Annotated in this window: 16 protein-coding genes and 1 riboswitch; of the genes, 10 read left to right on the forward strand and 6 right to left on the reverse strand. The window is 73.2% G+C overall.

All coding sequences use genetic code 11. From position 1 onward, the window contains the following. Positions 1-238: 238 nt before the first annotated feature. The 3 genes from AB0411_RS17885 (at position 239) to AB0411_RS17895 (ending at position 1,760) form a co-directional block, all read left to right on the forward strand. Complete coding sequence (locus tag AB0411_RS17885) at positions 239-565, forward strand: helix-turn-helix domain-containing protein (protein WP_366418253.1); 327 nt, start codon at positions 239-241, stop codon at positions 563-565. Positions 566-701: 136 nt separating this feature from the next. Next, entirely contained in the window at positions 702-1,202 is a 501-nt protein-coding gene (locus tag AB0411_RS17890; protein ID WP_366418254.1) for a phospholipase A2, read from the forward strand. A 339-nt stretch (positions 1,203-1,541) separates the two neighbouring features. Continuing rightward, positions 1,542-1,760 (forward strand): hypothetical protein, encoded by a 219-nt coding sequence (locus tag AB0411_RS17895; RefSeq protein WP_366418255.1) that lies wholly within the window; start codon positions 1,542-1,544, stop codon positions 1,758-1,760. Positions 1,761-1,878: 118 nt separating this feature from the next. On the opposite strand, the gene AB0411_RS17900 is transcribed toward AB0411_RS17895, so the two are convergent. Further along, the gene (locus AB0411_RS17900; RefSeq protein ID WP_366418256.1) at positions 1,879-2,472 is read right to left on the reverse strand and encodes a GNAT family N-acetyltransferase; all 594 of its coding nucleotides are present in this window, start codon (positions 2,470-2,472) and stop codon (positions 1,879-1,881) included. Positions 2,473-2,625: 153 nt separating this feature from the next. On the opposite strand from AB0411_RS17900, the gene AB0411_RS17905 reads away from it, so the two are divergent. Next, positions 2,626-3,777, forward strand: coding sequence for a trypsin-like serine peptidase (locus AB0411_RS17905; RefSeq protein ID WP_366418257.1), 1,152 nt, complete (start codon positions 2,626-2,628; stop codon positions 3,775-3,777). A gap of 44 nt (positions 3,778-3,821) precedes the next feature. Here AB0411_RS17905 and AB0411_RS17910 read toward each other — a convergent pair whose 3' ends face one another. Continuing rightward, on the reverse strand, positions 3,822-5,297 hold the full coding sequence (locus AB0411_RS17910) for a PLP-dependent aminotransferase family protein (RefSeq protein WP_366418258.1): 1,476 nt from the start codon (positions 5,295-5,297) through the stop codon (positions 3,822-3,824). A gap of 46 nt (positions 5,298-5,343) precedes the next feature. On the opposite strand from AB0411_RS17910, the gene AB0411_RS17915 reads away from it, so the two are divergent. Continuing rightward, entirely contained in the window at positions 5,344-5,889 is a 546-nt protein-coding gene (locus tag AB0411_RS17915) for a carboxymuconolactone decarboxylase family protein (RefSeq protein ID WP_366418259.1), read from the forward strand. A gap of 122 nt (positions 5,890-6,011) precedes the next feature. Here the strand turns inward: AB0411_RS17915 and AB0411_RS17920 are convergent, their stop codons facing one another. Beyond that, positions 6,012-6,764: an isocitrate lyase/PEP mutase family protein gene (locus AB0411_RS17920; protein WP_366418260.1), complete on the reverse strand. Its 753-nt coding sequence runs from the start codon at positions 6,762-6,764 to the stop codon at positions 6,012-6,014. Continuing rightward, the gene (locus tag AB0411_RS17925; protein ID WP_366418261.1) at positions 6,761-7,303 is read right to left on the reverse strand and encodes a carboxymuconolactone decarboxylase family protein; all 543 of its coding nucleotides are present in this window, start codon (positions 7,301-7,303) and stop codon (positions 6,761-6,763) included. The genes AB0411_RS17920 and AB0411_RS17925 overlap by 4 nt, the downstream gene beginning before the upstream one ends. 47 nt (positions 7,304-7,350) lie before the next feature. Between AB0411_RS17925 and AB0411_RS17930 the strand changes: the two genes are divergently transcribed. Then, positions 7,351-8,790: a PLP-dependent aminotransferase family protein gene (locus AB0411_RS17930; protein ID WP_366418262.1), complete on the forward strand. Its 1,440-nt coding sequence runs from the start codon at positions 7,351-7,353 to the stop codon at positions 8,788-8,790. A gap of 93 nt (positions 8,791-8,883) precedes the next feature. Here the strand turns inward: AB0411_RS17930 and AB0411_RS17935 are convergent, their stop codons facing one another. Next, positions 8,884-9,423, reverse strand: a complete 540-nt coding sequence (locus AB0411_RS17935; protein ID WP_366418263.1) for a GNAT family N-acetyltransferase — start codon at positions 9,421-9,423, stop codon at positions 8,884-8,886. 612 nt (positions 9,424-10,035) lie between these two features. Here AB0411_RS17935 and AB0411_RS17940 point away from each other — a divergent pair. From AB0411_RS17940 to AB0411_RS17950, 3 genes are all read left to right on the forward strand, one after another. After that, positions 10,036-15,627 (forward strand): Ig-like domain-containing protein, encoded by a 5,592-nt coding sequence (locus tag AB0411_RS17940; RefSeq protein WP_366418264.1) that lies wholly within the window; start codon positions 10,036-10,038, stop codon positions 15,625-15,627. Between the two features lie 216 nt (positions 15,628-15,843). Continuing rightward, positions 15,844-16,248, forward strand: a complete 405-nt coding sequence (locus AB0411_RS17945) for a hypothetical protein (RefSeq protein ID WP_366418265.1) — start codon at positions 15,844-15,846, stop codon at positions 16,246-16,248. Between the two features lie 15 nt (positions 16,249-16,263). After that, positions 16,264-17,454 carry a glutathionylspermidine synthase family protein gene (locus AB0411_RS17950; protein ID WP_366418266.1) on the forward strand — a complete coding sequence of 397 codons (1,191 nt, stop codon included), beginning with the start codon at positions 16,264-16,266 and terminating at the stop codon, positions 17,452-17,454. Positions 17,455-17,694: 240 nt separating this feature from the next. Here AB0411_RS17950 and rocD read toward each other — a convergent pair whose 3' ends face one another. Then, positions 17,695-18,900, reverse strand: coding sequence for an ornithine--oxo-acid transaminase (rocD, locus tag AB0411_RS17955; protein ID WP_366418267.1), 1,206 nt, complete (start codon positions 18,898-18,900; stop codon positions 17,695-17,697). 127 nt (positions 18,901-19,027) lie between these two features. After that, a riboswitch (ZMP/ZTP riboswitch) is annotated at positions 19,028-19,119 on the forward strand. 41 nt (positions 19,120-19,160) lie between these two features. On the opposite strand from rocD, the gene glyA reads away from it, so the two are divergent. After that, the gene (glyA, locus tag AB0411_RS17960; protein WP_366418268.1) at positions 19,161-20,432 is read left to right on the forward strand and encodes a serine hydroxymethyltransferase; all 1,272 of its coding nucleotides are present in this window, start codon (positions 19,161-19,163) and stop codon (positions 20,430-20,432) included. The last annotated feature ends 75 nt before the right edge of the window (positions 20,433-20,507 follow it).

Raw genomic sequence — 20,507 nt, forward strand, 5'->3', positions numbered from 1 at the left:
ATACACTCCAACAACACACCCCTTCCCCTCCCCGACCCTATCCGCTCCACCCAGTAACTCCACGCGGGTGCCGCTCGGGGCCCGGTCGTAACGCTGCCGCCGTCGCTCCAGGGCGACGGCGGCAGCATGACGACAGGACCTCGTCGTGCGTGGTGCCGGGCGGGTGAACCGCACGGCACCCGCTGCTTCTTGACCACACGGGGAATCAACGGGGACTACGGGGAAGGTGACGATCGCTGTGACGATCCAGGAAGCGGAGGCCGTTGGCCACTGTGACGGCGCCGGCGCGCTCACGACGGCGCACTGCCCGTGCAGACTCGCGGGCCACTTCGCCCACGAGGTGCCGGAGCTCGACGGCCTGACGGCCCGTGAGCGGCAGGTGCTGTTGTTGCTCGGCGACGGACTGCCCAACCGCCCTCTCGCCCGCCGGCTGGGCATCGCCGAGCGCACGGTGAAGGCCCATGTCGCGAACATCATCGACAAGCTGGGCCTGCACACCCGCCTGGAGGCGGTGGTCATCGCGGTCATCCACCACGATGTGCTCTGCCCGGCCGGAGCCCGGTGACCTTGTCCTGACGGACACCTCCCAAAGAGACGATGGCGGCGCCGCGGGCCGCGCCGGATGATGTTGTCGCCTCCCTGATCGCCCCTGCTTCCACCGGCGCGATCAGGGCTACATCTGAAAAGAGAACGGGGACGACATGCTCATCACGCGAGGTATCTTCGCCTCGGCCATGGCGGCCGGCGTGCTGCTCGCCGGACCGGGCGCGGCCATCGCCGCCGACGGCGCCGCCCCGGCGAAAGCCGGCCCGAGCAGGCAGGAAAAGTACCAGCGGCTCCACCAGCTGACCCGCTCGACGACGACCAGCGTCAAGGACTGGCGTCATACGCGCGAACTCGCCAAGTCCGGTATCGACCGCTGGGACTTCATCTGGAGCACCGACTGGTGCACAAAGCTCGTGGACAAGCCGGGCGGCTTCGACTTCAGGTTGTCATGCGCGCGACACGACTTCGGCTACCGCAACTACAAGAAGATGATGGGCAAGAAGGCCTTCCGGCACTCCACGCACGAGCGCCGCGTAGACAAGGCCTTCCTGTTCGACATGAACAACCAGTGCGCCGTACAGCCGCACAAGACGGAAGCGGAGCGCCGGCAGTGCCGGAAGACCGCGAAGAGCTATTACGACCGGGTCAGCGGGTGAGGCCGGCCGGCCTCTGAGGGCCTGAGCTGCCTGGACCGGGTGGGGCGGGGCCCGTCCGCACGGGACGGGGCCCGCCCGCCCCGGATGGGCGACGCGGGCGGCGGCCGGAGCCCTCTACGGCAGCTGGCCCGCTGCGGCGGCCGGAGAGCCTCTACGGCGGCCGGCGTGCCCTCCACGGCGACCGGAACGCTCCACGACGGCCGGACACGACCCCTGCGGCGGCCGGACGGACCTCCGCGGCGGGCGGACGACCCCGTTCGAGTGGCGGCCGGCCAACTGCCGCACGGCGCGGTGGCGGGCCCACCAGGCTGGGCAGCCCCCACCGATGAAAGGCCCGCCATGCCGCCGCCCCCGACCTGTCCGACCCCCGACTGCGACGACGCGCTCTGGAAGGACACCACGCACACCAACACCGACTGGGACAACTGGCGCTGGTGGTGCGGCCGTTGCCGCAAACAGTGGTACCCGACCGCCGAACAACTCCAGGACTACCGCTACGCCCGGCCCAGCCACCCCCACTCACCCGCCCACCGGGACCCCAGGGCAGTGCGGCAGTAGTCCGACGGCCGCCGGGGTACGTGCGCGACGGCAGAGGGGGGATCCGGCCGACGCCGGGGTGCGTAGTCGGGGACGAGCAGGCCGGAAGATCCTCGGGCGTGCCGCCGGATCCCCGGAGTCAGCGGGCCGTCGTCCACTCCTCGCGGGTCAGGGCGTACTCCACGTCGCCGTGTTCGGCGCCCTCGATGTGGTCCGGCCACTCCTCGAAGAACGTGCGGATGTGACGCAGGCCGGTTTTTTCCATGACGCGGCGTGAAGCGTGGTTGACCGTCATGGTCGTGGCCGTGACGCGTTGCAGCGGTGGGGCGTCCGGGGTGGTGAAGGCGCGGGCGATCAGGGCTCGTGCGCCCTCGGTGGCGTAGCCGCGTCCCCAGGCGGTCCGGTGCAGGCGGTAGCCGAGTTCTGCCTCGTCGGTGCGCCCGGGGGCGGTCGGCAGGAGGGCGAACCAGCCGATGAACCGGCCGGTGGCGGTCAGGGCCGCGGCCCAGACGCCGAGCCCGGTGAGGTGGCCTTCGGGGCGTGCGTCGGGTGTGCCGAGGAATTCCGGCAGGGTCTTTTCCAGGACGTCGGCCCGCGGCACCGGGCGTCCGGTGGCGATGAAGTGCATGACGTCGGGGTCGCCGTGCAGCGCGACGAGCGACTCGGCGTCGTCCGGGGTGAACCGGCGGAGCAGGAGCCGCTCCGTCCGGAACGAGAGCGGCGAGGAGGGCATCGCGTACGTCCCGTTCTGTCCGTCGGGGCGCCGGGACCTGGTTGCCCGGCGGGCGTGGCGTCACGGCATAGTAGGGCGCAGTCCGATGAGGGACATGACAATTTCGGGTCGCCGCTCGCCCGGCGCCGTCACGTATCAGGGGGACCGCGCTCCATGCCATCCATCCGCCGCTCCACCGCCACGGCCGCGGCACTGGTCGCGCTGCTCGCCGGCACCGTCACCGCCTGCGGCCCCAGTGACGACAAGGCCGCCGCTTCGGGGGCCGCCGACCAGAAGGGCGGCGGGCTGCAGATCCCCAAGGGCATGCCGACCAGCCTGGACGATCTGAAGAAGTGGAAGGACGGCGGCTGGCAGAACTGGGACAAGTGGGCCCGCAGGGCCGGCGACTTCGCCAACCCCGTCATCAAGGACCACTGGAAGGCGGACCGGCTGGCCGAGGCGAAGAACTCGCCGGAGATCGGGGTGCAGGCCACCGGTGCGGGAAGCGAGTTCGACGCCACGGACCCGGAGCCGCAGCCGGTCACCGCCGAGCAGGTCGCCCGCCCCTACCACCAGCACATGGCGCCGGTCGGGAAGATCTTCTTCGACAGCCCGAAGGGCCCGATGGTCTGCTCCGGCACGATCGTCGAGGATCCCGCGCACCCGGGCAAGTCCAACCTCGTGTGGACCGCGGGACACTGCGTGCACTCCGGCAAGCGGGGCGGCTGGATGCGCAACATCGTCTTCGTGCCGTCCTACAACGACAACGGCGTGCCGATGAACCAGGTCGGCGGCACCCCCTCCCAGCAGGTCACCCCGTACGGCCGGTTCTGGGCCGACTGGATCACCACGTCCGGGGAGTGGATCAACATGGGCAGCGAGGACACCGGGAACGGCGGCTCCGCCTACGACTTCGCGGTGCTGCACGTGAAGCCGGAGAACGGCAGCGGCAAGTCGCTCCAGGAGACCGTGGGCGCCGCCGCCCGGGTCGCGTTCGACACCCCCTCCGCCGACCGCATCGGTTCGCTGGACGCCTTCGGCTACCCGGCGGCGCCCCCGTTCGACGGCGCGCGCATGATGAACTGCCCGGCCCGCCCCGGCCGCCTCGTCATGCAGCAGGGCACACCCGCCATGAACCGCATCGGCTGCACCATGACCGGCGGCACGTCCGGCGGCGGCTGGTTCGTCAACCACGGCGGCAAGTTGACGCTGGTGTCCAACACCTCGATCAGCTCCAACACCCACACCTGGCTGGCCGGCCCGCACCTGGGCCCCGAAGCCCAGCGGATCTTCCAGAACATCAGCCGGAAGTTCGCGAACCAGTAGGCCGGGAGAAGCCGTAGGGACCAGGGCGCTTCGGGGATCCGGGATCACCGGGGCGGTCCCGGGGCCCCGCGCGAGGTGTCCCCGGCTCCCCGTGCCAGTGCGCGGCGCAGGGCCTCCAGGGCGGCGGGGAAGGCGCCGTCGGTGGGTGCGGCGTAGCCGATGACCAGGCCGTGGCGGGGCGGTGTGGTGGTGGCGGGGTGGCGGTAGCCGGAGAGGCCGTCGAGGGCCAGTCCCTGGCGGCGGGCGGCGTCGAGGGCGCGGTGTTCGTCCGATTCGGTGGCGTCGTGGGGGAGTTGGAGGACGGTGTGCAGGCCGGCGGAGAGGCCGGTGACGGTGAGGTGCGGGGCGTGGCCGGTCACCGCGTCGGTCAGCTGGTCGCGGCGTCTGCGGTAGCGCTGGCGCATCCGGCGGATGTGCCGGTCGTAGGCGCCGTGGGCGAGGAACTCCGCGAGGGTGAGCTGGTCGGTGACGCTCGCCCAGGCCTCGCGCTCCCCCTTGGCCTCCAGTACGGGGTCGACGAGGCGGGCGGGGAGCACCATCCAGCCCAGGCGCACCGCGGGGGACAGGCTCTTGCTGACCGAGCCGAGGTAGAGGACGTGCTCCGGGGCCAGTCCCTGGAGGGCGCCGACCGGTTTGCGGTCGTAGCGGAACTCGCCGTCGTAGTCGTCCTCCAGGAGGAAACCGCCGGCGGCGCGCGCCCAGTTGACGGCGGCGGTCCGTCGGTCGGGGTGCAGCGGTACGCCGGTGGGGAACTGGTGGGCGGGGGTGAGCAGGGCCGCGCGTACGCCGTCGAGGGCGGGCAACTGCGTGGTGTCGGCGCCGTGTTCGTCGAGGTCCAGGGGGTGGGTGCGGATGCCGGCCGTGGTCAGGAGCTGCCGGTGGAACGGGAGGCCGTACCCCTCGACGGCGAGGGGGCCGGGGAGGACGGCGGGCAGCAGCAGGCGCAGGGCATGGGCGAAGCCGGAACAGATGACGATGCGTTCGGGGTCGGTGCGGACGCCGCGGGTGCGGGCCAGGTAGCCGGCGAGGGCGCGGCGCAGTTCGGGGCGGCCGCGGGGGTCGCCGGGGCCGAAGGCGTCGTGGGGGGCGGCGGTCAGCGCGCGGCGGGCGGCGGCGAGCCAGGCGGTGCGCGGGAAGGAGGCGGCGTCCGGCTGTCCCTGGAGGAGGCCGTGCGCGGGGCGGTCGGCCGGGGCACGGGCGGGCGCCGGCGGCTCCGCGCGCTCCCGGACGTCGTCCGGGAGGTGCACCCGGGCGACGGTCGTGCCGGAGCCCTGCCGGGCGCTGAGCCAGCCTTCCGCGACCAGTTCGGCGTAGGCGTCGGCGACGGTGTTGCGGGCGAGGCCGAGGTCGGCGGCGAGCGAGCGGTAGGGCGGCAGGCGGGTGCCCGGGGCCAGCCGGCCGGACCGTACGGCGTCCCGCAGCGCCCGGATGAGGACGGCGCGGCGGCTGCCGGAGCCGCTGAGCTCCAGATGCAGATCGGCGCCCAGGCTCTCGGCAAGATTGACCCATGATTCCGGCATGGGAATGCACCCTACAGCCGGTCGCCCGAGCTTCTAGATTGAAGGCATGACGCATACAGCTACCGCGCAGATCGACGAAGCCGGCACGGGGAACGCGGCGAACGCGGCGAGGGGAACGACCTCACCGGACGGGGCGGCGACCCGCAGCCCCCGGGTCAACTTCGCCCGGGCCGCCCCGAAGGCCTTCAAGGCGCTGATCGGCTTCGACGCCGCGGCCCGCGAGGGCCTGGACCCGGCCCTGGTCGAACTGGTCCAGATCCGGTCCTCGCAGCTCAACAAGTGCGCGTACTGCCTCCATATGCACACCTCCGACGCCCGCAAGGCCGGCGAGAGCGAGGAGCGGCTGCACATGGTCGCGGTCTGGGAGGAGGCGGCGCACTTCTTCACCGCGAAGGAGCGGGCGGCGCTGGCGCTCACCGAGGCCGTGACGCTGGTCGCCCGGGGCGGGGTGCCGGACGAGGTCTACGAGCGCGCCGCCCGGCACTTCGAGGAGGCGGAGCTGGCCCGGCTGCTGGCGCTGATCTTCACGATCAACACCTGGAACCGGCTCGCGCTCAGCACGGGGAAGGTGCCGGGGACCGACGAGCGGTAGGGGCCCCGGGACCTGGGAGCGGGGCCGGCCGGCACGGCGGCGGGGAGGCCGTCAGTCTCCTCCCGGCGCTCGCGGGTCGGCCGTCGGGTCCCGGCCTGCTCCCGGCGCTCGCGGGTCGGCCCTCACCCCTCCGCCGCCAGCTCCTCCCGCAAGCGTTCCGCCATCTCCGTCACCGCGGCCGTCGCGCGATGCTGGAGGCCGGGGCCGAAGGTGATCCGGGCGGCGCCGAGAGCGCCGAGTTCGCGGGGCGTGGGGCCGTCCGGGGTCACCACGGCATTGACGGGGAGGCCGATATGGGCGGCCAGATCGGCCAGCAGCGGTGGCGGGGCGAGGATCGGATAGACGCAGTCGGCGCCCGCCGCCGCGTACATCCGGCCGCGCCGGACCGTCTCCTCGATGCCCTTGTCACCGTGCAGATAGGTGTCGATCCGGGCGTTGATCACCAGTCCCTCACCCGCCGCGGCCCGCACTGCGGCCAGCCGGTCCGCCTGTTCCTGCGCGTCCCGCAGGGCACCGGTGGCCGGGTCGGTGTCCTCCAGGTTGCAGCCCACCGCCCCGGTGTCCGCGAGCCGGCCCGCCAACTCCCGTGCGGACAGCCCGTATCCGGCCTCCACATCGGCCGAGACCGGGATGTCCACGGACCGCACGATGCGGGCGATCGCCGCGAACATCTCGTCGGCCGGCGTCTGTCCGTCCTCGTACCCGAGGGAGGCCGCGATGCCCGCGCTGGGGGTGGCGAGCGCCGGAAAGCCGGCGTCCGCGAACACCCGGGCGGCGGCCGCGTCCCACGGGCCGGGCAGGACCAGGGGCAGGCGGGGCCCGTGGTGCAGGGCGCGCAGCGCGGCGGCGGCCGGGGCGCGGTCCGTGGTGGTCATGCCCGCCCCGGGGTCATCCGGGTGGACACGCCGAAGCGGTTCCAGGCGTTGATGGTGGTGATCAGCGCGATCAGCCGGGCCAGTTCCTCCTGGCCGAAGTGGGCGGCGGCGCGGTCGTAGGCGGCGTCGGGCACAAAACCCTCGGTGAGCAGGGTGACGGCTTCGGTGAGCGCGAGGGCGGCCTGCTCCTTGGGGGAGTAGAAGCCGGTGGCCTCCTCCCAGGCGTCGAGGAGGTAGATCCGCTGCTCGGTCTCGCCGGCCTTGCGGGCGTCCTTGATGTGCATGTCGATACAGAACGCGCAGTGGTTGAGCTGCGACGCCCGGATCTTCACCAGCTCGACCAGCGTCGGGTCGAGGCCCTTCGTCGCCGCCGCGTCCAGCGCCAGCATGGCCTGGTACACCTCCGGAGCGAGCTTCGCCCAGGGCAGGCGGGGGCCGTGCCGGTGCGCCGCTCCCGGAGCCGCCGCCCCGGACGCCGTCGCCGGTGCCGCCTGTGTCGTCGGTGATGCCTGCGTCTTCTGTGATGTCCGTGTCGTCATGTCTCCGACGCTACGGCGGTAATGGCGCAGCGGTATGGTCCATTTCCATGGAGGATTCGTGGGCCACTTTCGGCCGTGATCTGCATCTGGACCTCACCGGTCCCGGCGGGCTGCGCGCCGCGCTGCTGCGGGCGCTGCGGGAGGCCGTACGCTCCGGGCGGCTGGCCCCCGGCACCCGCCTGCCGTCCTCCCGCTCGCTCGCCGCCGACCTCGGCATCGCCCGCAACACCGTCGCCGACGCCTACGCCGAACTCGTCGCCGAGGGCTGGCTCAGCGCCCGCCAGGGCTCCGGCACCCGCGTCGCCTGGGGGCACCTCCCGGACGGCGCCCGGGGGAGCGCGGAGCCGCCTGCCGCGCCCGCCGCCCGGCGCGCCCCCGGCCCGGCCGACCGCGCCGACCGGCCGCGCTTCGACCTCACCCCGGGCACCCCCGACGTCTCCGCCTTCCCGCGCACCGCCTGGCTGGCCGCCGCCCGCCGCGCGCTGACCGCCGCCCCCAGCGAGGCCTTCGGCTACAGCACCTCCCGCGGCCGCCCCGAACTCCGTACCGTCCTCGCCGACTACCTCGCGCGCGCCCGCGGCGTCCGCGCCGACCCCGAGCGCATCGTCGTCTGCGCCGGCTTCATGCAGGGGCTGGCCCTGCTCGGCCGCGCCCTGGGCGCCGGCCGGCTGGCCGTCGAGTCGTACGGCCTCGACCTCCACCGCGCCGTGATCACCCGGGCCGGCCTGCGCACCGTCCCGCTCCCCGTCGACGAACGCGGCGCGCGCACCGAGGAACTGACCGCCCTCGACGACGTGCGCGCGGCCCTGCTCACCCCCGCCCACCAGTTCCCCACCGGCGTACCGCTGCACCCCGACCGCCGGGCCGCGGCCGTCAGTTGGGCGCGCGCCACCGGCGGCTTCGTCCTGGAGGACGACTACGACGGCGAGTTCCGCTACGACCGCCAGCCGGTCGGCGCCCTCCAGGGACTGGACTGCGAACACGTCGTCTACCTGGGCACCGCCAGCAAGAGCCTCGCCCCCGCACTGCGGCTGGCCTGGATGGTGCTGCCGGACCGTCTCGTCGATCCGGTGCTCGCCCTCAAGAGCACCGGTGAATGGCAGTCCGGGGCACTGGACCAGCTCACGCTCGCCGAGTTCCTGTCCACGGGCGCCTACGACCGCCATCTGCGCGGGATGCGGCTGCGCTACCGGCGCCGCCGCGATCAGCTGGTGGCCGCCCTGACCGCCCGCGCGCCCCAGGTCCGGGTCTCCGGCATCGCCGCCGGCCTGCACGCCGTACTGGAACTCCCGCCCGGCACCGAACGGTCCGTCCTCCGGGCCGCCCGCCGGCAGGGCCTCGCCCTGGAGGGCCTCCACCGTTTCCACGACCCGACCGCCCCACCGGCCTCCCGCGACGCACTGGTGGTGGCCTACGGCACGCCGCCCGACCACTCCTTCGCCGGCGCCCTGGACGCCTTGCTCAGGGCGCTGCCGCCGGGGGAGTAGCGGGGAGGGGGGCTCGCGGGCGGGGGAGCGGGCGGCGCGCACCGGCGGGCGAGCGGAGCGGTGCGTACCGGTACGCACCGGCAGGATCCCGGCTCACAACTCCCGTACGAACGACACCCGGTCGAGCCCCGGCCCGTCGTAGTCCTCGTGCACCGGTACGCCCTCGTCGTCGGTATGGTCCCCGGGCTCCAGCCGGAAGCCCATGCGCCGGTGATACGCGAGGGAGTTGCGGTTGTTGGGGCTGGTGATGCAGCGGACCTGGCTGCGCCCGGCGGCGCGGGCCGCGGCGAAGAAGCGGTCGTAGAGAGCGCTGCCGACGCCGTCCCCCCGGCCCTCGGGGCAGACGCCCACGAAGTGGATGTAGGCGGTCGCGGGGTCCGTCTGGGAGAGAAAGCCGATCAGGAAGGCGTGCAGGGTCCGGTCCGGGCGCTCGACGAGGAAGCTGGTGTCGGCGAAGTGCTGCACGAACAGGCGCGGTACGAGCAGCTGCCGCTGCAGCGCGCCCGCCGCACCACCCAACCCGTCCCACCACTCGGCCAGAGCCACCTGGAGCCGCGCGTGGTCCGCAGGGCCGGGGTGCCGCAGCGTCAGTTCACCGGGGAGCGGTCCCGGTACCCGGGTGCGCTCGATCATGGTCTGCCTCCTCCGTCGACGGGCGAACGGGGCGCTCTGGCCTGCGGTTCTGCCCTACGGCGCCCGCCCTGCGCCGCTGCCTTCCGGCGTCTCGCGGCCGCCGCTTCCCGCGGCCCTCGTGCCGCGGTCCCGCCCCACGCCCCGTTCCACCGGCCAGCGTAGACGCGGGGGATCCGGGACGGTGTCCGTCAGGCCCCGCAACGGCGGTGCGCGAGCCCACGCCCCCAACTGCGCCGTTGTGCGGAGGTGTTGACCGTGGTGCGGCAGCGGCTCGCGGTGATGCCGCCTGCCGGCCGTCCGTCACCAGTGCCGACGCCCCGCGCGGCCGCGCCCCGCAGTGTGCGCCGCGTGGCGACGTGCGAGCCGCCGCGCGCTGCGCCATTCAGGGTAAAAGCGCGGACCGGCTCTGGCGTGGTGGCCGGATCTGCGCGCCTACTGATGCTATCGACCGGCGGGTTGCCCACCTGGCGGAGGACCACGGCAGGCAGCGGCGCATGGCGTCGGCCGTTGCTGCCCGGCTCGCTCCCCAGGTGATGCCCACTTCCCGCAGAGCGTCATGCACACGGGGAGCTGAACGGCCCGCCAACCTCATACCTCTCGGAGGGCCATTTCATGGCACCCACCTTCACTTTGGCGTCGGCCTCACCCAATCCAGCTGTCTTCGGGCAACCGGTCACCCTGACCGCCACGGTCATCCCGCTGGGCCTGGGAACCCCCACCGGCACCGTCACTTTCGTCATCACCGGCGGGCCCACCGTGACGGCCCCGCTCGTGGGCGGCACCGCGACCGTCACCGTCAGCAACATCAGCGTCGGCTTCCACACCATCACCGCGAATTACAACGGCAGCGCCCTGTTCTCGCCATCGAGCGGCCTGGCCTCCGTGACGGTGACCAAGGCGTCGACGACCACGACCGTCACCTCGTCGCCGGACCCGTCGACCTTCGGGCAGCCGGTATCCATCACGGCCACCGTCGCGCCGGTCGCACCGGGGGCGGGTACGCCGACCGGCACGGTCACCTTCGTCATCAGCGGCGGCGGGGGAGGCACCCTGACGGCCCCGCTCTCCGGCGGCACGGCGACCGTCACCACCAGCAGTCTCAGCGTCGGCAATCACACCATCACCGCGACCTACAACGGCAATGCCCAATTCAATCCGTCCTCCGGCACCGACACCCAGACCGTGCAGGCGACCCTGCTGCCGACGACCACCACGGTCACCTCGTCGCCCGACCCGTCGGTCTTCGGGCAGGCCGTGACCTTCACGGCGACCGTCGCCCCCGTACCGCCCGGTTCGGGCACCCCGACCGGCACGGTGACCTTCGTGATCTCCGGCGGCCCCACGCTGACGGCCACGCTCTCGGGCGGCACGGCGAGCGTCACCACCAGCAGTCTCGGCGTGGGCCCCCATACGGTCACGGCGACCTACAGCGGCAGCGGCACCTTCGCCGGGTCGAGCGGCACGGACACCCAGACCGTCAACAAGGCGTCCACGACCACCACGGTGACCTCGACACCCGACCCGTCGGTGGTCGGCCAGCCGGTGACGTTCACGGCGACGGTGGCCCCGGTCTCGCCGGGCGCGGGCACCCCGACCGGCACCGTCACCTTTGTGATCAGTGGTGGCCCGACGCTGACCGGCACCCTCTCCGGGGGCACGGCGAGCGTCACCACCAGCACGCTCTCACCCGGTACGCACACGGTCACCGCGACCTACAGCGGCGACGGCAACTTCAACAGCTCCAGCGGTACGGACACCCAGACGGTCGGCCAGGCCGCGACGACGACCACGGTGACGTCGTCGCCGGATCCGTCGGTGGTCGGGCAGTCGGTGACGTTCACGGCGACGGTGGCCCCGGTCTCGCCGGGTGCGGGGACGCCGACGGGCACCGTCACATTCGTGATCAGTGGTGGTCCGACGTTGACGGGGACGCTGTCCGGGGGCACGGCGAGCGTGAGCACCAGTGCGTTGTCCGCCGGTACGCATACGGTCACGGCGACGTACGGCGGTGACGCCAATTTCACGGGTTCCAGCGGTACGGACACCCAGACGGTCAACCAGGCGGCCACGACGACCACGGTGACGTCGTCGCCGGATCCGTCGGTGGTCGGGCAGTCGGTGACGTTCACGGCGACGGTGGCCCCGGTCTCGCCGGGTGCGGGGACGCCGACGGGCACCGTCACGTTCGTGATCAGTGGTGGGCCGACGCTGACGGGGACGCTGTCCGGGGGCACGGCGAGCGTGAGCACCAGCGCGTTGTCCGCCGGTACGCATACGGTCACGGCGACGTACGGCGGTGACGCCAATTTCACCGGCTCCAGCGGCACGGACACCCAGACCGTCAACCAGGCGGCCACGACCACCACGGTCACGTCCTTCCCCGACCCCTCCGTGACGGGACAGACGGTCAACTTCACCGCCTTCGTCGGGCCGGTGTTCCCCGGCGGCGGGGTGCCGACCGGAACCGTCAGCTTCGTCATCACCAACGGGGTCACGACCGTGACGCTCAGCGGCACCCTCGACGGCTCCGGCGTCGCCACGGTCAGTACCAACGGGCTGGTCACGGCGGGGGTGTACACCGTCACCGCGACCTACAGCGGGGACGCCAACTACGCCGGCTCCAGCGACACCGACACCCAGACGGTCGGCCAGGCGGCGACCACGACCACGGTCACGTCCGCTCCCGATCCGTCCGTCGTCGGCCAGGCGGTGACGTTCACGGCGACGGTGGCTCCGGTGGCCCCGGGTGCGGGGACGCCGACGGGCACGGTCACGTTCGTCATCAGCGGCGGCCCGACCCTGACCGGCACCCTGTCCGGGGGCACGGCGAGCGTCACCACCAGTGCGCTGGGCGCCGGCCCCCACACGGTCACGGCGACCTACAGCGGCGACGCCAACTTCGCCGGGTCGGTCGGCACGGACACCCAGACCGTCAACCAGGCGGCGACGACGACCACGGTGACGTCGGCTCCCGATCCGTCGGTCTTCGGGCAGTCGGTGACGTTCACGGCGACGGTGGCTCCGGTGGCCCCGGGTGCGGGGACGCCGACGGGCACGGTCACGTTCGTCATCAGCGGCGGCCCGACCCTGACCGGCACCCTGTCCGGCGGCATCGCGACCGTCACGACGAGCGCCTTGAGCGTCGGCTCGCACACGGTCACGGCGACGTACGGCGGTGACGCCAACTTCACGGGCTCCAGCGGTACGGACACCCAGACGGTCGGCCAGGCGGCGACGACCACCACGGTCTCGTCGGCCCCGGACCCCTCCGTGGTCGGGCAGTCGGTGACGTTCACGGCGACGGTGGCTCCGGTGGCCCCGGGCGCGGGGACGCCGTCGGGCACGGTGACGTTCGTGGCGACGGACGGCGTGACGACGGTGACGCTGACCGGGACCCTGAGCGGTGGCACCACCAGCGTGACCACCAACGGCCTGGTGACCGCCGGGACTTACACGGTCACGGCGACCTACAGCGGCGACGCCAACTTCGCCGGGTCGGTCGGCACGGACACCCAGACCGTCGGCCAGGCGGCGACGACGACCACGGTGACGTCGGCTCCCGATCCGTCGGTCTTCGGGCAGTCGGTGACGTTCACGGCGACGGTGGCTCCGGTGGCCCCGGGTGCGGGGACGCCGACGGGCACGGTCACGTTCGTCATCAGCGGCGGCCCGACCCTGACCGGCACCCTGTCCGGCGGCATCGCGACCGTCACGACGAGCGCCTTGAGCGTCGGGACGCACACGGTCACGGCGACGTACGGCGGTGACGCCAACTTCACGGGCTCCAGCGGTACGGACACCCAGACGGTCGGCCAGGCGGCGACGACCACCACGGTCTCGTCGGCCCCGGACCCCTCCGTGGTCGGCGAGTCGGTGACGTTCACGGCGACGGTGGCTCCGGTCGCTCCGGGCGCGGGGACGCCGTCGGGCACGGTGACGTTCGTGGCGACGGACGGCGTGACGACGGTGACGCTGACCGGAACCCTGAGCGGTGGCACCACCAGCGTGACCACCAACGGCCTGGTGACCGCGGGCGCGTACGTCGTCACGGCGACGTACAGCGGCGACGCCGGCTTCACCGGCTCGGTCGGTACGGACACCCAGACGGTCGGGCAGGCGTCGACGACGACCACGGTGACCTCGTCGCCGGACCCGTCCGTCGTCGGTCAGACGGTGACGTTCACGGCCACGGTCGCTCCGGTCGCCCCGGGTGCCGGTACACCGACCGGCACGGTGAACTTCGTGGCGACGGACGGCGTGACGACGGTGACGCTGGCCGGGACCCTCAGCGGCGGTACGACCAGCGTCAGCACCAGCGGCCTGGTGACCGCGGGGGCCTACACCGTCACGGCCACCTACAGCGGTGACGCCAACTTCACGGGCTCCGTCGGCACGGACACCCACACGGTCGGGCAGGCCTCGACGACCACCACGGTGACCTCGTCGCCGGACCCGTCCGTCGTCGGTCAGACGGTGACCTTCACGGCCACCGTGGCGCCGGTCGCGCCGGGGGCGGGCACCCCGACGGGCACGGTGGCGTTCGTGGCCACCGACGGGGTCACCACGGTGACGCTGACCGGGACCCTGAGCGGCGGCACCACCAGCGTCAGCACCAGCGGCCTGGTGACCGCCGGGACGTACACGGTCACGGCGACCTACAGCGGTGACGCCAACTTCGCGGCCTCCAGCGGGACCGACACGCAGACGGTCGGGCAGGCCTCGACGACCACCACGGTGACCTCGTCGCCGGACCCGTCCGTCGTCGGTCAGACGGTGACCTTCACGGCCACCGTGGCGCCGGTCGCGCCGGGGGCGGGCACCCCGACGGGCACGGTGGCGTTCGTGGCGACCGACGGGGTCACCACGGTGACGCTGACCGGGACCCTGAGCGGCGGCACCACCAGCGTCAGCACCAGCGGCCTGGTGACCGCCGGGACGTACTCCGTCACGGCGACCTACAGCGGCGACACCAACTTCAACGGCTCGGTGGGTACGGACACCCAGACGGTGACGGCGGCGGCGACGACCACCACCGTCACCTCGGCCCCGGACCCGTCCGTCGTCGGTCAGACGGTGACCTTCACGGCCACCGTGGCGCCGGTCGCGCCGGGGGCGGGCACCCCGACCGGCACGGTGGCGTTCCTGGTCACCGACGGGGTCACCACGGTGACGCTGACGGGGACGCTCAGCGGCGGCACCACCAGCGTGACCACCAGCGGTCTGGTGACCGCCGGCGTGTACGCGGTCACCGCGACCTACAGCGGTGACGCCAACTTCACGGGCTCCGTCGGCACGGACACCCACACGGTCGGGCAGGCCTCGACGACCACCACGGTGACCTCGGCCCCGGACCCGTCCGTCGTCGGCCAGTCGGTGACCTTCACGGCCACCGTGGCGCCGGTCGCGCCGGGGACAGGCACCCCGACCGGCACGGTCACCTTCGTCATCAGCGGTGGCCCGACGCTGACCGGCACCCTCACCGGAGGGACGACCAGCGTCACCACCAGCGCGCTGAACGCGGGCACCTTCCCCGTCACGGCGACCTACAGCGGCGACACCAACTTCGCGGCCTCCAGCGGCACCGACACCCAGACGGTGACGCCGGCCTCGACGACCACCACCGTCACCTCCTCGCCCGACCCGTCGGTCTTCGGGCAGACGGTGACCTTCACCGCCACGGTTACCCCGGTCCCGCCGGGCGCCGGGACGGTGACCGGCTCGGTCGTCTTCGTCATCGACGGCGGCGGGGGCGGCACACTGACCGGCACCGTCTCCGGCGGCGTCGCGACCGTCACCACCAGCACACTCGACGCCGGTGTCCACAACGTCACCGCGACCTACGGCGGCGACGCCAACTTCAGCGGCTCCAGCGGCACGGACACCCAGACCGTCGGCCAGGCCGCCACGACCATCACGGCCACCTCGTTCCCCGACCCGTCCAACTCCGGCGACAACGTCGCGATCCTCGCGTTCGTCTCGGCGGTGGCGCCGGGCAGCGGCATCCCGACCGGGACGGTCGCCTTCACCGTCACCGACGGCGTGACCACCATCAACCTCACCGGCACGCTCGACGGCTCCGGTGTCGCCGCGGTCAGCACCCCGCTGACCACCGGTGTCTACACCATCACGGCGGTCTACGGAGGTGACGCCAACTTCACCGGCTCGACCGACACCGACACCCAGACGGTCCTCGCGGGCCCCTGATCCGCCGTCCCCCAGCGCACACCCACACTGCCGGGCCGTCCTCTCCCCGAGGGCGGCCCGGCGCCGAGTGGGCCCCGCCCCGGCCCGGCAACCGGCACCGGGCACCCGGTCCGCGGTGCGTCCCCCGCCGGACCGGGACTCCCGCCTTGCGGCGGTCCCACGGGTGCCGTCTACGCTGGCCCCGCTCCAACAGATGTTCACGGGGGAAGGTACGACATGGCAGAGAAGGCACGCCGGCGGCTGCGGTCGAGCACGGTGATACTGGGCGGCATGGGCGCCCTGGCCGCCGCATTGACGTCCTGCGGCTCCGAGCCCGACAAGCGCTGCGTGGACCGCAACAGCTACGACGCCCTCAAGGGCTACCGCATCGTCGACTCCAAGAACTGCTCGGTGGGCGGCAGTTCGTCCTCCGGGAACAGCACCACCGGCTCCGGCGGCAGCGGCAAGGCCGGCCGCGGCGGGCTCGGCAAGAAGCCCGTCGACGGCCAGTGGTACTACGACCCGGACAACGCCGGCGGCAAGTACGCCGACCAGGGCACCTTCAGCAAGACCACGGCCGTCAACCGCGGCGGCTTCGGCTGCTCCGGCTCGGGCGGCCGGCACGGCTCCTACGGCGGCTGAGCGGACCGGAACGGCATGGAACGCCACACCATCGAGCCCCGCCCCGGCTGGCAGCAGACCGTCGAGGCGCAGGGCCTGATCTATCCGCTGACCCGCTACCCGGACGACTCGCTGCGCCCGTACTGGGACGAGAGCGCCTACTACTCCTTCACCCTCCCCGAGGTCGAGGCCCTGGAGGACGTCGTCGAGGAACTGCACGGCATGTGCCTGGCCGCGGCCGCGCACCTCGTCGAGCACGACCGCCTCGCCGACCTCGGCATCGAGGACCCGCGGCTGGCCCGCCTGGTCGCCGAGTCCTGGCGCCGGCGGGACGAACTGCCCTCCCTCTACGGGCGGTTCGACCTGCACTACGACGGCAGCGGCCCGGCCAAGATGCTGGAGTACAACGCCGACACACCGACCTCGCTGGTCGAGGCGGCCAGCCCGCAGTGGTTCTGGATGGAGGAGCGCTTCCCCGGCGCCGACCAGTGGAACTCGCTGCACGAGCGGCTGGTGGCGGCCTGGAAGCGGCAGGCCCCGCTGCTGCCGCCCGGCGCGCCGCTGCACTTCGCGCACTCGGCGGACGACGAGCTCGGCGAGGACCTGATGACCGTCGCCTACCTGGAGGAGACGGCGCAGCAGGCGGGCCTGGAGACGGTCGCCATACCGGTGGAGGAGATCGGCTGGGACCGGCTGTCCGGCCGCTTCGTCGACCAGCGGCTGCGCTTCGTCCGGGCCTGCTTCAAGCTCTACCCGTGGGAGTGGCTGGCCACCGACGACTTCGGCCCGCACGTCCTGGACACCCTCGACAACGGCGGGGGCACCGGCACCACCCTGTGGATCGAGCCCGCCTGGAAGATGCTGCTCTCCAACAAGGCGCTGCTGGCGGTCCTGTGGGAGCTGTACCCCGGGCACCCGAATCTGCTGCCCGCCTATCTCGACGGGCCGCGCGAACTGGCGCACACCTGCGGCTACGCCGCCAAGCCGCTGCTCGGGCGGGAGGGCGCCGGGGTGACCCTGCACGAGCCGGGCGCCGAACCGGTACCGCGCGACCCCGGGGACCCGTGCTGCTACCAGGAGCTGGCGCCGCTGCCGGACTTCGACGGCAACCGGGTGGTGCTCGGCGCCTGGGTCGTCGAGGACGAGGCGGCGGGGCTCGGCATCCGGGAGTCGGCGGGGCCGGTCACCGACGAGTACGCCCGCTTCGTGCCGCATGTGATCCGTTGAGCCGGCGGCCCGGACCCCGGGCGGCCGGCCGGCGCGGCGGGGTCCCCGGGCGGTGGCCGGCGCCGCCATGCGTCGCGGCACCGGCGACTACGCCTGAACGGGCGGCGGGCGGCGGACGGCGGGCGGCGGGTGAGGGACGGACGCCGGGCGGCGGGCGGGCAGCGGGGACGGCGCCGGGAGAGCACGCAGCGCACCCGCAGCAAACGCGGCAGAGGGTCCGGTCCTCCCGCCCGGCGGCCCCTACGCCTCCAGCACGCCCCGCAGTTGTGCGAGCCCCCAGTCCAGGTCCTCCTTGCTGATCACCAGCGGCGGCGCGAGCCGGATGGTGGCGCCGTGGGTGTCCTTGACCAGCACCCCGCGCTCCATCAGCTGCTCGGAGACGTCCCGGCCGGTGCCGCGTGACGGATTGATGTCCACCCCGGCCCACAGTCCGCGGCCGCGCACCGCGTCCACCGCGCCGCCGCCCACCAGCAGCCCCAGCTCGCTGTGCAGATGCTCGCCGAGCTCCCCGGCCTGCTGCTGGAGCTCGCCGGTCCGCAGCATCGCCAGCACCTCCAGCGCCACCGCGCAGGCGAGCGGGTTGCCGCCGAAGGTCGAGCCGTGCTCGCCCGGCGCGAAGACGCCCAGCACCTCACGGGAGGACACCACTGCCGACACCGGCACCACACCGCCGCCCAGCGCCTTGCCCAGCACGTACATGTCGGGGACCACCCCCTCGTGCTCGCAGGCGAAGGTCCGGCCGGTGCGGCCCAGCCCCGACTGGATCTCATCGGCGATGAACAGCACGTTCCGGCTGCGGGTCAGCTCCCGTACGCCCGCCAGATAGCCCGGCGGCGGCACCAGCACCCCCGCCTCGCCCTGGATCGGCTCCAGCAGCACCGCGACCGTGGTGTCGTCGAGGGCGGCCGCCATCGCGGCCAGGTCGCCGTAGGGGACGCTTTCGAAGCCGGGGGTGAACGGGCCGAACCCGGCGCGCGCCTCGGGGTCGGTGGAGAACGAGACGATGGTGGTCGTCCGGCCGTGGAAGTTGTTGTCCGCGACGATGATCTTCGCCCGGCCGTCGGGGACTCCCTTGATGTCGTACCCCCATTTGCGGGCCGTCTTCACCGCCGTCTCGACCGCCTCGGCGCCGGTGTTCATCGGGAGCACCAGCTCCATCCCGCACAGCTCGGCGAGCCGGGTGCAGAACTCGGCGAACCGGTCGTGGTGGAAGGCGCGCGAGGTGAGGGTGACGCGTTCCAGCTGAGCCTTGGCCGCGTCGAGCAGCCGGCGGTTGCCGTGCCCGAAGTTGAGTGCGGAGTACCCGGCGAGCATGTCCAGGTAGCGCCGGCCCTCCACGTCCGTCATCCAGGCGCCCTCGGCCGTGGCCACGACGACGGGCAGCGGGTGGTAGTTGTGCGCGCTGTGGGCCTCGGCGGCGGCGATGCTGCGTTCCGTGGACGTCACCGGTGACTCCGTTCGGTAGGCCGTGGGGCGCGGGCGGTGCCGCGTCCCCTTCCATTGTTGCGCCCCCTCCGGGCCACCGGCCTGCGAAGATCCGCCGGAAGGCGCCGGGGGGTGTCCTAGAATCTCCGGTGCGCACCGCGACTGGCGTACGAGGAAGCAACCTCGAGGAAGCGGTGTGCGGCCACCATCACGAGGTGCCGCCCCGCCTGGGCACCCCGGGACCACGACCGGAACACCGATCGACCGCCCCGGAGGACACCATGTCCCAGTCCCTTCCGCATCCCGCGCTGAGCGCCGCCGACCCCGAACTCGCCGCGCTGGTCGGCGCCGAGGAACAGCTCCAGGCCGACACGCTGCGACTGATCCCCAGCGAGAACTACGTCTCCGCCGCCGTCCTGGAAGCCACCGGCACCGTCCTGCAGAACAAGTACAGCGAGGGGTACGCGGGCCGTCGCTACTACGAAGGCCAGCAGAACATCGACCGCGTCGAGACCCTGGCCGTCGAGCGGGCCAAGGCCGTCTTCGGCGTGGAACACGCCAACGTCCAGCCGTACTCCGGCTCGCCCGCCAACCTCGCCGCCTACCTCGCGTTCGCCGAGCCCGGCGACACCGTGCTGGGGATGGCGCTGCCGATGGGCGGCCACCTCACGCACGGCTGGGGGGTGTCGGCCACCGGCACCTGGTTCCGCGGCGTCCAGTACGGCGTACGCCCCGACACCGCGCTGATCGACTTCGACGAGGTGCGCGACCTCGCCCGCAAGGAACGCCCGAAGATCATCTTCTGTGGGGGCACCGCCGTCCCGCGCACCATCGACTTCGCCGCGTTCGGCGAGATCGCCCGGGAGGTCGACGCCGTCCTGGTCGCCGACATCGCCCATATCGCGGGCCTGATCGCGGGCGGCGCCCACCCGTCGCCCGTACCGCACGCGGACGTCGTCTCCACCACCACCCACAAGACCCTGCGCGGCCCGCGCGGCGCCATGCTGATGTCCCGGGCGACCCACGCCAAGGCCGTCGACAAGGCCGTCTTCCCCGGCCTGCAGGGCGGTCCGCACAACCACACCACCGCCGCCATCGCGGTCGCCCTGCACGAGGCGGCCGCCCCGTCCTTCCGCGACTACGCGCACGCCGTCGTCGCCAACGCCAAGGCGCTCGCCGAGGCGCTGCTGGCCCGCGGCTACGACCTGGTCTCCGGCGGCACCGACAACCACCTGGTGCTGATCGACCTCACCTCGAAGGGGGTGCCGGGCAAGGCCGCGGCGAAGGCCCTGGACCGGGCCGGCATCGTCGTCAACTACAACACCGTCCCCTTCGACCCCCGTAAGCCCTTCGACCCCTCCGGCATCCGCATCGGCACCCCGTCCCTCACCTCCCGCGGGCTGGGGACGGACCGGATGCCGCTGGTCGCCGAGTGGATCGACCGCAGCGTCCGCGCCGCGGCCAAGGGGGACGAGGAGGCGCTGACCGTGATCCGCGGCGAGGTCGCGGACCTGATGGCCGGCTACCCCGCGCCGGGGCTGCCGGTCAACTGACGGCGGCGGGGCCGCGGCTCCGGACGCCCGGCCGGGCCCCTCCGGACAGCGGGCCGGGCCCGTGCGCGAGGCGTC

Origin of the sequence: Streptomyces angustmyceticus (assembly GCF_040701845.1) — a bacterium.
Lineage (GTDB): Bacteria > Actinomycetota > Actinomycetes > Streptomycetales > Streptomycetaceae > Streptomyces > Streptomyces angustmyceticus_A.